General features: G+C 70.8%; 11 protein-coding genes. 5 read left to right on the top strand and 6 right to left on the bottom strand.

The window, feature by feature from the left end; all coding sequences use genetic code 11:
• Position 1 precedes the first annotated feature (1 nt).
• Together argS and ML01_RS04570 are read right to left on the bottom strand one after the other, a co-directional pair.
• Positions 2-1786: an arginine--tRNA ligase gene (gene argS, locus ML01_RS04565; protein WP_058554220.1), complete on the bottom strand. Its 1785-nt coding sequence runs from the start codon at positions 1784-1786 to the stop codon at positions 2-4.
• Between the two features lie 243 nt (positions 1787-2029).
• Entirely contained in the window at positions 2030-4243 is a 2214-nt protein-coding gene (locus tag ML01_RS04570) for a primosomal protein N' (protein WP_058554221.1), read from the bottom strand.
• Positions 4244-4677: 434 nt separating this feature from the next.
• Between ML01_RS04570 and ML01_RS04575 the strand changes: the two genes are divergently transcribed.
• From ML01_RS04575 to ML01_RS04585, 3 genes are all read left to right on the top strand, one after another.
• Positions 4678-5274 carry an HNH endonuclease gene (locus ML01_RS04575; protein ID WP_058554222.1) on the top strand — a complete coding sequence of 199 codons (597 nt, stop codon included), beginning with the start codon at positions 4678-4680 and terminating at the stop codon, positions 5272-5274.
• A 54-nt stretch (positions 5275-5328) separates the two neighbouring features.
• Positions 5329-6210, top strand: coding sequence for a fructosamine kinase family protein (locus tag ML01_RS04580; protein ID WP_058554320.1), 882 nt, complete (start codon positions 5329-5331; stop codon positions 6208-6210).
• A 169-nt stretch (positions 6211-6379) separates the two neighbouring features.
• A complete protein-coding gene (locus ML01_RS04585) occupies positions 6380-6892 on the top strand; it encodes a histidine phosphatase family protein (protein WP_058554223.1) in 513 nt (170 codons plus the stop codon).
• A gap of 27 nt (positions 6893-6919) precedes the next feature.
• Here ML01_RS04585 and ML01_RS04590 read toward each other — a convergent pair whose 3' ends face one another.
• Positions 6920-7324: a cytochrome c5 family protein gene (locus ML01_RS04590; RefSeq protein WP_058554224.1), complete on the bottom strand. Its 405-nt coding sequence runs from the start codon at positions 7322-7324 to the stop codon at positions 6920-6922.
• 315 nt (positions 7325-7639) lie between these two features.
• Here ML01_RS04590 and ML01_RS04595 point away from each other — a divergent pair, with 315 nt between their 5' ends.
• Positions 7640-9136 carry an alkaline phosphatase gene (locus tag ML01_RS04595; RefSeq protein WP_162267964.1) on the top strand — a complete coding sequence of 499 codons (1497 nt, stop codon included), beginning with the start codon at positions 7640-7642 and terminating at the stop codon, positions 9134-9136.
• A gap of 260 nt (positions 9137-9396) precedes the next feature.
• Positions 9397-9879, top strand: coding sequence for a copper chaperone PCu(A)C (locus ML01_RS04600; protein WP_058554226.1), 483 nt, complete (start codon positions 9397-9399; stop codon positions 9877-9879).
• Positions 9880-9982: 103 nt separating this feature from the next.
• On the opposite strand, the gene ML01_RS04605 is transcribed toward ML01_RS04600, so the two are convergent.
• From ML01_RS04605 to ML01_RS04615, 3 genes are all read right to left on the bottom strand, one after another.
• Entirely contained in the window at positions 9983-11203 is a 1221-nt protein-coding gene (locus ML01_RS04605) for a geranylgeranyl reductase family protein (RefSeq protein WP_058554227.1), read from the bottom strand.
• A complete protein-coding gene (locus tag ML01_RS04610; protein WP_058554228.1) occupies positions 11193-12434 on the bottom strand; it encodes a hypothetical protein in 1242 nt (413 codons plus the stop codon). Before ML01_RS04610 ends, ML01_RS04605 begins: the two co-directional genes overlap by 11 nt.
• A 123-nt stretch (positions 12435-12557) precedes the next feature.
• Positions 12558-13157, bottom strand: a complete 600-nt coding sequence (locus ML01_RS04615; protein WP_058554229.1) for a nucleoside triphosphate pyrophosphatase — start codon at positions 13155-13157, stop codon at positions 12558-12560.
• Between the last annotated feature and the right edge of the window lie 251 nt (positions 13158-13408).

Below are 13408 nucleotides of genomic sequence, written 5' to 3' on the forward strand. Positions count from 1 at the left end.
CTCACATCCGATCCGGCGCCGAGACGCCGAGCAGGTTCAGACCGTTCGCAAGCACGACCCGCACCGCCAGGATCAACTGGACCCGGGCGTCGCGCAGCTCGGCGTCGTCGACGAGGAACTGGTGGGCGTTGTAGTAGGTGTGGAAGTCGTTGGCCAGCTCGCGCAGATAATGGGTGAGCTGGTGCGGCTCTTCGCTCAGTGCGGCGCTCTCGACGGCTTCCGGCCAGCGCGCCAGGGTCTTGAGTAGGCTGATCTCGTGTGACTCCACCAGGCGCGCTAGACGCGGGTCGTCGGGCGTTGGCCTGACCTCGAGCGCGATGCCGCGCTCGGCCGCCTGCTGCAGCACGCTGGCGACGCGCGCGTGGGCGTATTGCACGTAGTAGACGGGGTTGTCGGCGGACTGGCTCTTCGCGAGATCCAGGTCGAAGTCCATGTGCTGCTCGCAGCGGCGCATGACGTAGAAATAGCGCGCGGCGTCGCGGCCGACCTCTTTGCGCAGCTCCCGCAGGGTCACGAAGTCCCCGGAGCGGGTGGACATCTGCACCTTCTCGCCGCTGCGGTAGAGCACCGCGAACTGCACCAGCAGCACGTCGAGCCGGCGCGGGTCGTCGCCGAGCGCCGACAGCGCCGCCTTCACGCGCGGCACGTAGCCGTGGTGGTCCGCGCCCCAGACGTCGATGACACGGTCGAAGCCGCGCTCGAGCTTGTCCATGTGGTAGGCGATGTCCGACGCGAAGTAGGTCGTCTGGCCGTTCTCGCGCACGACGACGCGGTCCTTCTCGTCGCCGAAGGCCGTGGAGCGAAACCACAGCGCGCCCGCCTGTTCGTACAGGTGGCCGGCCTCGCGCAGGCGCTCCACGGCGCGGTTGACGGCGCCGGACTCGGTCAGCGAGCGCTCCGAGAACCACGCCTGATAGGTGATGCCGAACTGCGCCAAGTCGTCGCGGATGTCGTCGAGGATGGTGTTCAGCCCCAGCTCGAAGACGTAGCGCCAGCGGTTGTCCCCGAGCAGGTGCTTGGCCTGTCCGATGAGGGCGTCGATGTGCGCCTCCTTGTCGCCGCCGTCGCCCGGCGTGACTTCATCCGGGGGCAGCCCGACCCGCACCTGGTCCATGTCCACGCGATAGGCGTCGCCATGCTCGCGGTGCAGGGTCGCGGCGATGTCCCAGACGTAGTCGCCCTTGTAGCCGTTGCTCGGGAAGTCGAGCGCCTCGCCGCACAGCTCCAGGTAGCGCAGCCAGACCGAGGTGCCGAGGATGTCCATCTGCCGGCCGGCGTCGTTGACGTAGTACTCGCGGTGCACGTCGAAGCCGACGTATTCCAAGAGATCCGCCACCGCCGCCCCATAGGCCGCACCGCGGCCGTGGCCGACATGCAGCGGGCCGGTGGGGTTGGCGGAGACGAACTCCACCTGCACGCGGCGGCCCGCGCCCAGCTTGGCGCGGCCGTAGTCGGGGCCTTGGCGCAGGATCTCCGGCACCAGCGCGCGGTACGCGTGCTCGGCGATATGGAAGTTGATGAAGCCGGGGCCGGCGATGTCCATGCGCGCGATGTGCGAGCCGACTGCGCCGAGCTGACCGCGCTCGCGAATCAGCTCGATGCTCGCGACGATGCGCGCCGCCAAATCGCGCGGCTTCAGGCCCAGGCCCTTGGCCAGCACCAACGCGATGTTGCAGGCGAAGTCGCCGTGGTTCTGATCCTTTGTGCGCTCGACCGTAATGGCGTCGTAGCCGATCTTGAGCTCGTCGAGCGCTGTGGCGATGAGGTTCTGAAGCTCGGACTGCATGTGTCGGTCAGGGGTCCTGGTGTCGTGCAATGCGTCATTCGCCCGCCCCTGCATGGCGGGCGAGCATGGCTTGCCTTGCTTCGGCGTCTGCCGTGCCGGATCGACTCACGGGCAGGCGTAGCGCGGTCGGGGTGTTGAGAATTCGAGCCTTCTCGCAGCGGCCTAGTATAGAGCAGCCCGCGCTCGGCGGCGGAACGCGCGTTGGCGGCAATGTACCGTTGCGGCGGAGCTGCACGCGTTCGCTCACAGGCTCTCCTGCGGGTCCACATCGATGCTCCAGCGCAACTGCGTTGGCCGGCGCAGCGCGCGCAGCCGCGGCAACAAAAGCGCCAGCACGCGCTGCAGCAGGGCGCGGCTCGGCGCCTGCAGCAGCAGTTGGGCGCGGATGCGCCCGGCGCGGCGCTCCATCTGGGCCGGCGCCGGCCCCCAGAACTCCAGCTCAGGCGGCGCCAGCGGCCGTGCCGCTGCGAGCACCTCGGTGAGGAAGTCGAGCGCCGCCTGCTCCTCGGGGCTGTCGGCGCGCAGCATGGCCTGGTGGCTGAAGGGCGGGAGCCCGGCCTCGAGCCGTTCCCGCAGCGCTGCCGTGGCGAAGGCGCCGTAGCCTTCGCGCAGCAGTAGCGCCAGCAGCGGGTGCCGCGGGTGGCGCGTCTGCAACAGGACGGTGCCGGCGCGCTCGGCGCGGCCGGCGCGGCCGGCAACCTGGATCAGGAGCTGCGCCATGCGTTCGGTGGCGCGGAAGTCGCTGCCGTAGAGTCCATGGTCCAGGTCCAGAATGCCCACCAGCGTGACGCCGGGCAGGTGGTGGCCCTTCGCCAGCATCTGGGTGCCGAGCAGGATGCGGTGCTCGCCCCGCTGCGCACAGGCCAGGAGCCGCTCCAGCTCGCCCCGGCGGCGGGTGCTGTCGCGGTCGATGCGTGCCAGCGGCAAGCCGGGGAAGCGCTGGCGCAGCGTGTCCTCCACGCGCTCGGTGCCCTGGCCGAGGGGGCGCAGGTCCGGCGAGCCGCAGTCGGGGCACTGCACCGGCTGGGCCTGCTCCAGCCCGCAGTGATGACAGACCAGGCGCGCACGGCCGCGATGCACCGTGAGGCGCGCGTCGCAGCGCGTGCACTCGCTGATCCAGCCGCAGTCGTGGCAGGTGAGCACGGGCGAGAAGCCGCGCCGGTTCAGAAACAGCAGCACCTGGTTGCCGGCATCGAGCACCTGATCCATGCGCGTCAGCAACGCATGACTCAGCCCCGTCTCCAGCGGCTGGGCGCGGATATCCGCCACCAGGATGTCCGGGTCCGCGGCACCGCCGGCGCGCTCGGGCAGGCAGAGCTGCCGGTAGCGCCCGAGCCGGGCGTTATGCAGCGTCTCCAACGCGGGCGTCGCGGAGCCGAGCACGATGGGGCAGCGTGCCTGCTGCGCGCGGCGCACGGCGAGGTCGCGGGCGGAGTAGCGAAAGCCCTCCTGCTGCTTGAGCGACAGGTCATGCTCCTCATCGACGATGACCAGCCCCAGCTCCGGCAACGGCGTGAACACGGCCGAACGCGTGCCGAGCAGGAGCCGCGCCGCGCCGGTGGCCGCGGCGCGCCAGGCGCGCTCGCGCTCGGTGTCGGCGAGGGCCGAGTGGAGCACCACCATGGCCGCCGGCACGCGGCGCGCGAAGCGCGCTTGCAACTGCGGCGTCAGGCCGATCTCGGGCACCAGCACCAGCACCTGCCGGCCCGCCGCGAGCGCGCGCTCGATCAGAGCAAGGTAGACCTCGGTCTTGCCGCTGCCGGTGACGCCGTCGAGCAGGAAGCAGCCGAAGCCGGTGCCCGCGGCGACCGCGGCGACGGCGGCGGCTTGGTGCTCGTTCAGGGGCGGCGGCGCGTCGCGCGCCGGCGCGGGCACCGGATCGAGCGGCGCCGCGTGCAGCCGGCAGCGCGCGATGAGCCCGCGGGCGGCCAGCGCCCGCAACGGCCCATCGCAGTTGCCCACGCGGGCATGCAGCTCGGCATCGGTGAGGCCTTGCGGCGTCGCCGCGAGCAGCGCGAGCAGCTCGCGCTGCCGCGGCGCGCGATGCAGCGCGTCGGCGGCGGTGGCGACATCCGCCGCCGCCCGCCAGCCCAGCGGGCGCTCGTCGAGCAGCGCTCGTGCCTGGCGCAGCCGCACGGGCAGGGCGCCGAACAGGGCCTCGCCGGGATCAGCGCGATAGTAGTCCGTCGCCCAGAGCAAAAAATCCAGGTCCGCCTGGGTCAGGAGCGGGGCCGGGTCGATGACGGCAGCGATGGGCTTGAGGCGCTCCGTCGGCACCGTGGTTTCCAGCGCGGCGGATACGACCATGCCGACCCGGCGGGCGCGGCCGAGTGGCACCAGCACCCGGGTGCCGGGTGGCACGGTGCCGCCCGGCGGCGGGAGGTAGTCCAGGAGCTCGCCCAAGGGCGCGGCGACGGCCACGCGAAGCACGCTGACGGCGTGGCTGGGGGAAGGCATTACGGGTGGTTGGGGCGGTGCCGGAGGGGTCTCATTTTGACGTAGCTCAGCCCGACATCAATTCGTCATAAACCACGATATTCACAGCCCCTGTGGATAAGTCGGTGGAAAACGCGTGTGAACGATCCGCGAAGCGGAGCCATTGTTACCCTCTCGTAAGATTGGCCAGGAATTGACCAATCTTAAAAAAAACATATAAAACAGTCAGATGTTGAATATCAGCCAATGCTAATCATTGTTTCGGCCGATGGGGATTGACAGGGCATGCCGATGCTGCTGACTGTGCAAAACCGCCCGACATCGCCGCCGGCATAGCGCTGGGACTTCCTTCGGCATCCTGGTTTTCCTTGAATCTGGCAACTATTTTGCACAGGACGTTGCAACGCGCGGGCGGGGATGTATTATGGCCGCCAACTCGCGACCGGGGTCCAGTCATGGTGTCACTGAGCCAACAGGTTTTGCGTACCGATCTGGCGGGCATGCCGCTGGAGTGGGTCGACTACAAGGCCGCCGCCCGGTTGTACTTCCTCGACCAGGTGGCCTATAGCTGCGGCAATCCGCTGATCCTGCTGCGTGGCGGCATCAATGCCCGCACGCGCGAGCAGAGCAGCCTGCTGATCCACAGCATCATCGCGACCCACGGCACGCACCACGCGCTGAGCAAGCTGCGCGACGACTACGTGCCGCCGTTGTCAAACCGCACGCTGTTCCAGCGCGACGACCATCTCTGCCTCTACTGCGGCGGGCGCTTTTCGCCGCGGCACCTGTCCCGCGACCACGTGCAGCCCATCAGCCGCGGCGGCCGGGACGTCTGGACCAACGTCGTCACCGCCTGCGTGCGCTGCAACAACTACAAGGCCGGCCGCACGCCGGAGGCGGCCGGCATGGAGCTCCTGGCGGTGCCCTTTGCGCCGACGCATGCGGAGTACATCTATCTGATGGGACGCAACGTGCTTGCGGATCAGATGCAGTTTCTGCGCGCGCACTTCCCGCGCACGTCGCCCCTGCTGCGGCGGCTGCCGAAGCCCTGAATCGCGCCGGCGCCGGCATTGCCCGGCCACCGGCAGCCCAAGCGAGGCCGCATCGTGACCGACTGGTCCGCCATCGCCGCCGCCATCGCCGCCGCGAGCGGCCGCCCCTTCGCGCCGCGCGCGCCGCGCCACGTCGGCGGCGGCTGTATCAACAGCGCCGTCGTGCTCGCGGACGGCGAGCAGCGCTGGTTCGTCAAGCTCAACGACGCATCCAGGCTCGATATGTTCGAGGCCGAGCGCGATGGGCTGACGGCGATGGCCGCGACCAACAGCATCCGCGTGCCGCGACCGCTGTGCTGCGGTGTGGCCGCGGGCCAGGCCTTCATCGCGATGGAGTACGTGCCGCTCGGCGGTGCCGGCGGTGCGACCGCGGCCCTCGCCGGCGAGCAGCTCGCGGCGCTGCACCGTGCCGGTGCCGATGCCTTCGGCTGGCACCGTGAAAACACCATCGGCGCCACGCCGCAGCCGAACGGCTGGGAGGCGGACTGGCTAGGGTTCTGGTGCGAGCGCAGGCTCGGCTTTCAGTTGGCGCTTGCCGCGCAGAACGGCTACGGCGGGCGCCTGCAGCAGCGGGGCGCGCGGCTCTTGGCCGACGTCGGCGCGCTGCTCGGGCATGCACCGGTGCCGTCGCTGCTGCATGGAGATCTGTGGGGCGGCAACCTGGGCGGCGACGACGCCGGCAACCCCGTGATCTTCGACCCTGCCTGCTACTACGGCGACCGCGAGGCGGATATCGCCATGACCGAGCTCTTCGGCGGCTTCGGCAGCCGCTTCTACGCCGCCTACAACGCCGCCTGGCCGCTGGACGCTGGTTATAGCGTGCGCAAGACGCTCTACAACCTCTACCACATCCTGAACCACCTGAACCTATTCGGCGGCGGCTACGCCAACCAAGCCGAGCGGATGATCGACCGCCTGCTCGCCGAGCTCGGGTGACCCGTTCGCCCGTCGCCGATTCGGCGGCGCGATACGCTCGTTGCTGCTGCATCCGGGCGCCTGGGCCCGAAAGCGGCGGAGTTCCGGCAACATGACAGTTGTGTTAAAAGATGCCCTTGCCCACCGGCCACTCGTCGCCGCCTTGCAGACGCCCGATCCGTTTTCCCGTATGCCCCGTGAGCTATTGATTCTGCGGCACGCCAAGTCGGACTGGGATAGCGCTGCCGGGTCGGATTTCGAGCGCCCGCTCGCCAAGCGTGGCAAGAAGGACGCGCCGCGGGTCGGCGAATGGCTCTATCGCGAAGGCGTGATCCCGGAGCTGGTGCTGAGCTCGCCGGCGCAGCGGGCGCGCGACACCGCGCTCAAGGTATGCAAATGCCTGGACGTGTCGAAGAAGGACATCATCTGGGCCGGCGATATCTACGAGGCCGAGCTGCGCACGCTGCTCGCCGTGCTCGCGCGCGTGCCGGCGGACGCACAGGTGGTGCTCCTGGTCGGGCACAACCCGGGACTGGAGGAGCTGCTGCGCCACCTTGCGGGCAGCGACGTCGACGAGCCCGAGGACGGCAAGCTCCTGCCCACCGCGACGCTCGCACGACTCGAGATGCCGGACGACTGGACCCAGCTCGCGTCGGGCAGCGCGAGCCTCATCGGGCTGGTGCGCCCGCGCCAGCTCAAGTGACAGCCGGCTGCCAACGTGCGCGGGGGCTCAGCCGCCCGCGGGCTCCCGGTGCAGATACTTCACTGCCGCGACCATATAGTCCGCCGCCCGCTTGATCTGCGTGTCGGACAGCCGATCGTTGCCGGCCCGCGCCGGCATCTTGTACTGGCCGTTCTCACCCATGATGCCGAGCAGCGGACCCTGGTAGAGCGCCGCCATGCCCTTGGCGATGCGGGGCTCCCAGTTGGCGTAGTCCGTCACCGCCGGGGCGCCGGCGACGCCAAGCAGATGGCAGGCGCGGCAGGTGCCCATCCACACGGAGCGGCCTTCCGCGAGCAGGGGATCATCGAACTGGGGCATATCGATGCCGGCATCGTCCTGTTGACCGCAGCCCGCGAGGGCGGCGGTGAGCAGCAGGGTCCAGCCGAGGTGGAGATTGAACTGTCGGGACATGATCGAAGCCTGAGAGCTCGGGATGCGAGACGAGGTCGTGAGGATTCCGATGCGGCCATCCGCTGCGCTAGACTGGCGCAGCATTAAAACGGCCCGCCGCGGGCAGACCATAGGATGACACATGCCGGGCGCCTCAGGCCCGGCGGCCCCATCCGCGGCTGCGGCCGGACGCCCGACAACCGGGCCGCATCCTGCCGCGGTGCTCGACCCCGCGACCCCGACCGAGTGATCAAGCTGATGTACCGATCCGTCGTCTCCGCGGTCTGTCTATGGCTCCTGCTGTCCTGTCCGGCGAGCGGCGACGCTCCGCAAGCCATGCCCGCATCGGCCGCATCGCTGCCCGGCGAGACCATTCAGAGCCCGCCGGGGGAGCCCGCCACGCCCGTTGCGCGCGCGCCGGCCTTCGCCGTCGGCGACGTCGGCCCGAACCAGGCACTGTTCTGGGTGCAGGGGGAGGGCCCCGGGCGCGTCGTCGTCGAGGTGGAGTCCGACGGCCCCAGCGCGCCGCAGCGGCTGCAACGCGAGCTGGACGCGAGCCGCGACTACACGGCCAAGCTCACGCTGAACGGTCTCAGCCCCGGCCGTCGCCAGCGCTGGCGCGCGGTGCTGATCGGCGCCGACGAGCAGCCCGGGGCCATCACGCAGGGCAGCTTCCGCACCGCCCCGCCGTCGAGCGCGCCGCTGGCCGTGCGGCTCGTCTTCGGGGCCGACCTCGCCGGGCAGAACGTCTGCCGCGATGCCGCGGCGGGGTTCGAGGTCTTCGGCGCCATGGCGGCGCGGGAGCCCGAGCTGTTTGTGGCGCTCGGCGACATGACCTACGCCGACGGTTTGTGCGAGGCCACGGGCCGCTACGGCAATGCCCAAGTGCCGGGCGACTTCGGGCCGGCGTCGGACCTCGCCGGCTTTCGGGCGCACTGGCGCTATGCCCGCGCCGACGCCGGCCTGCGCCGGTTGCTCGCGAGCACGGTGTATCTGCCCACCTGGGACGACCACGAGGTGGTGAACGACGTCGGACCCCTGCACGACACGCGCGCCGACCCGCCCTACACGCCGGGTGAGCCTCTGCTCCCCATCGGGCTCGCCGCCATGCTGGAGCAGAACCCCATCGGCGAGCACCCGGACCGCCCCGGCCGCCTTTACCGTGGCGTGCGCTGGGGCAAGCACCTGGAGGTGCTGCTGCTTGACACCCGGCAGTATCGGGATGCGAACAGCGCAGTGGACGCCCCGGAGCGCCCGAAGACCATGCTCGGGCGCGAGCAGCTCACCTGGCTCAAGGAGCGGCTGCGCCAATCCGATGCCACCTGGATCATCATCGCCTCCAGCGTTCCGCTCGCCATCCCGACCGGCGCCCCTGCCGAGGGTGGGCGCGACGGCTGGGCAGGTTTCGACCAGCCCACGGGCTTTGCGCAGGAGCGTGACGAGATCCTGCGTGTCGCCGCCGACCTCGGCCGCAACAACCTCGTCTTCATCACCGCCGACGTGCACTTCGCCGCGGCGTTCAGCCACCGGCCGCGGGCGACGCTGCCGAGCTTCGTCGTGCATGAGCTGGTGGCCGGTCCGCTCAGCGCCGGCATCGGGGTCATCGACGACTACGACCGCGGCCTCGGCAGCGCGCGGCTGTTCATGCATGCGCCACCAACGCGGGACGCGCTCCGCACCTACGCCGACGCCCGGCGCTTTTTCGGTTTCGGGGAGCTCGACATCGCCGATTCCGGCAGCCTCACCGCGACGCTGCGCGGGGTCGACGGCGGCGTGCTGCACGAGCTTAGGCTGACGCCGGAGACCGCAACCAGGCTTGCGACGCTGCGCTGAGGGCATTCGCGCTCGGCGCGCGTTGACCGGTGCAGCCGTCGCTGCCTCGGGATCGGGATCGAAACTCTGCCTCTAACCCCATCAGGCTCCGCATCAGGCTCCACATCAGGCTCGATCGCCGTCGAAGTGCGGCGGTGCGATGTCGCGATTTCGGTAGCGATTTCGATTGCGATGGCCCAACGTCGCGTGCTGCCGCGCTCACCCGATTGACGGGTGTACCGCATACTTAATGCATCCTTACCAATGGAGCTCCGTCCCTCATGAAGTACCTGCCCATCACCGCAACCGCCGCCGCGGCGCTGCTCGGCGCCCTGGTCTGGTTCTCGGCATTCGCCGATCCACTGGTCGCGGACGCCGTGCGCATCGAAGACCCCTATGCGCGTGCGGTCCCTCCCGGACAGCCGAACAGCGCCGTGTTCATGGTCATCGAGAACACCGGGCCAACGCCCGTCGCCGTGGTGGCAGCCGAGAGCCCGGCCGCTGCAACGGTGGAGCTCCATACCCACCGCATGGCCGACGGCATGATGCAGATGCGCCGCATTGAGCGCATCGAGCTGCCGGCCGGCGAGTCCGTGGCCCTCGCGCCCGGCGGGCTGCACGTGATGCTGATCGGCCTGACCGAGACCCTCGCCCCGGGCATGGAAGTGCCGCTGACGCTGGTGTTCGACGACGGCGGGCGCGCCGAGGTCACGGCGCCTGTTCGCCATGTGCAGCCGATGATGCAGGGTCACGAGCAACACTGAGCGGCGCTAGGGCCAAGGGCCAAGGGCCGAGGCAAGCGGGCCGGGGCGCGCGACGCTCGGCCCTGCTGAGCTTGAGGTCCTGACCCGGCGCGGCCCGCGGCGGTCAGGACGCACGCCGCGGCGCGATGTTCGGGCGCTGCGGGCGGGCCGACAGCAGCCGCAGCAGCCCCAGCGGTGCCAGCACCCGCCGCGGCGGTGCGGCGCCGAAGCAGACCGCAATGAGCCGATCCACCATGTCCTGCCCGGCCGCGCCGCGACCGAACAGGCGGTCGAGCACGAACGGATTGAAGGCCCAGCGCTGCGCGGCCGACATCAGCAGGAACAGCGCCCGAAAGTGGCGGTCGAGCGCCCGCGGATACCCGGCCAGCGCGGTTGCAGGCAGCGCACCGGACGTGGGCTCGGCATGGAGCGCGGCGACGATCTGCGCTGCTGCGAGCTCGGCCGACTCCAGCGCATAGTCGATGCCCTCACCGGTGAACGGGTTCACCAGCCCTGCGGCCTCGCCGACGGCGAGGAGCCCGTCCGCAAGCATGGGTGCGGTGAGAAAGTCGGTGCGGATCGGATAGCCGGCGACGCGCCCGACCGGGCCGGCGCCCGCGGTGAGCGCCGCAATCTCGGCGTGCTCCTTGAGCAACCGAGGCAGCAGCGCCGCGGCGCTGACGCCCTCCGGGCCGTTGTACCAATAGCCGAGATTGGCGCTCGCCGGACCCGTCGGAAAGAGCCAGGCGTAGCCCGGCAGCGGCAGTTGATCGAAGAAGAAGCGCAGATCCGGCCCGGGCGCCGGGAGCCCCTCCAGGTAGCAGCGGGCGGCGACGCTGTGCACCGGCCCGGCCGGCGCCAGCGGCGTGTTCCGGATCAGCGACAGCGCGGCGCCCGTGGCGATGACGACCACCCGCGCCGGCAGCGGCTCGCCATCCAGCACCACACCGCCGGCGGGCAAGAGCGCGCGCACGTGCCCGACCCGGAAGGCGGCGCCGGCGGTGACGGCATGGCGCCAGAGCAGCTCGTCGAAGACGAGCCGCGGCAACACCAGGGTGCGGTCGGGCAGGGTGGCGTTGCCGGCGATGGCCGTGCTCGCCTCGGCACCGCCCGGGGCGCGAAAGCGGATGCGGGTCGCAGCATGTGCTGCGCCGGCGACGGCATCGGCGAGTCCCATGCGCCCGAGATAGTGTTGTGCGCGCGGGCTCAGACAATCGCCGCACACCTTGTCCCGCGGGAAGGCGGACTTGTCCACCAGCAATGTCGCAACGCCCGCCCGGGCGAGGTGCCAGGCCGTGGCGCTGCCGGCCGGGCCGGCACCGACGACGATGACGTCAAAGGGCATCGGCCCGACCTGCTGCGACGCGCGGCGCGCGCAGCCGGAAGTGCGCGAGCTCGCCGCCGCAGGGCAGGCCGCGCGCCGCCACCAGCACCCGGCCCGCCGCGTCCGTGAGCGTCCAGTCCGCGATGCCGATCTCCTCGCTGATGAAGAAGTGCCGCACCGCCAGCTTCTGCCGTCGCAGCAGCGGCAGCCGGTGCAGCACCCGGTTGGTGAGGGTCAGCCGATAGTCGGCGTCCGCCGCCGCGATGCGCCGCACGCGCGGCCGGCGCACGCCGAGCACCGGGTCCTGCACCTGCTCCGGCCAGGTGAGGGTTAGGTCATCCGCCGCAAAGCGATGCTGGTGCGCTCTGCCGTCCTGCCGCCAGCAGACATCCAGGTAGCGCAGCGCCCGGCTGCCGCGGTAGGTCTGCAGCACGGCGGCGCTGCCGCTTGCGGCGTCCGGCACGAACAGGAAATCCCAACCATGCAGCGGCAGAGGCCGCACGCCGAAGCTGTGCTCGTAGTAGCCGCTCGCCCCGGCCCAGGTCCACTGGCTGGTGCCGGCGCCCACCTGCCGGCGGAGCGCCGCAGTCGCATAGCCGGGCGGGCCGCCGGGCGCCGCGGCGAGGTCGGCCAGCAGCCCGCCGCCCAGCGTGAGGGAGCCTTCCGAGCGCGCAACCGGTGCCGGACAGTCCACGGTCCAGTGCGCGCCGAAGGCCTTGCTGCCGAAGGGTCCCGTTAGATCCCGCCCCCTGGCGGGCGGCAGGGCTACGCCCGCGAGCCCCTCGTGCGTGAGCCTGAGATGCAGCCCGGCGCCGGCCTCGATCTCAATGCGCACGGAGGCGGCGTCGTCATGCTCCAGCGCGAAGCAGCACCCGTCAGCGCCGGCGCGCACCGAGCCCGGCGTGGGCGTATCGAAGCTGCAGGTGCGGGTCGGAAAGAGGTGCATCCAGCACAGGGATGCGGGGCCTGGCGCCATCAGCGAGGGTGCCGGTGCTGCGGCGTCTGCAGGCAGCTCCGGGCGGTCCAGCAGGCCCGCGATGATGAGCAGGAGCCCGCCCTCCGCCACCAGCCCGAAGCGCCGCTCCGGGTTCACCAGCGCGAGCCCGACAATGCCGTGGAAGGCCGGGGCCAGGATGGCGTAGTAGCGCCATTCGATGAAGCTCGCGGCCTTGAGCGGCCCGAGCGGGCGGTTGCTTCGCAGCGCGGGCCAGAGCCATCCGGCGGGGTGTCGCTGATTGTCGGCTGATGTCATCTGCGTCTCCGGAGCTTGAAACCGGCGAGGGGAGGGGCCGAGGGCCGAGGGCCGAGGCTGCGCGCCCGAGCGGCCGAGCCCCTAGCCGCTAGCCCCTAGCCGCTAGCCCCTAGCCGCTAGCCCCTAGCCGCCAGCACCTTCCGCCAAGACATCCACCCCCTCCGCGGCCAGCATGTCCACGAGCCGGATCAGCGGCAGGCCGATCAGGGTGTTGGGGTCGGGGCCGTCGAGCCGCTCGAACAGCGCGATGCCGAGCCCCTCGGACTTGAAGCTGCCGGCACAGCCGAGCGGCTGCTCGCGGTCCACGTAGGCGTCAATCTGTGCCGCTGTCAGCTCGCGGAAGTGGACCTTGAAGGTCTCGCAGCAGGTCTGCGCCCGACCGCTCGCGGCATTCAACAGGCAGAGTCCGGTGCGGAACACGACCGTGCGCCCGCTGGCGCGGGTGAGCTGGTCGATGGCGCGCTCGCGGGTGCCGGGCTTGCCGAGGATGGCACCGCCGAGCCCGGCGACCTGGTCCGAGCCGATGATCAGCGCATCCGGAAAGTCCGCCGCCACCGCGCGGGCCTTGCCCTCGGCGAGGCGGACCACCAGCCGCTCGGCGTCTTCACCGGGCAGCGCGGACTCATCGAGCTGGGGTGCGGCGGTGGCAAAGGGCAGGCCGAGCCGCGCGAGCAGCTCGCGGCGGAACGGCGAGGTGGAGGCGAGCACGAGTTGTCGCGTCATCGTCGTTCGGGTCTCCGCAGGGTTGGCCCCTGGTCGTCTGGGGCAGACCGTCAGAGTATGGTCGTTGCGGTTGTCGTTGTCGCTCCGCGTGCTCGGCATCTCTTGTCCTGACGCCCGAGGACATGGTTCCCTTGCGATGCCGCGCAGCGGCTCTTGATGTCCACCAAACTGCCGAGGATGCCCGATCGTCCGCTCGCGCCTCGGCGCGGAGCGCCAAGATAGGGGTGAAACCGGCGGAGCGGTGTCACCAG

This window comes from Thiohalocapsa sp. ML1 (assembly GCF_001469165.1).
Classification (GTDB): Bacteria; Pseudomonadota; Gammaproteobacteria; order Chromatiales; family Chromatiaceae; genus Thiohalocapsa.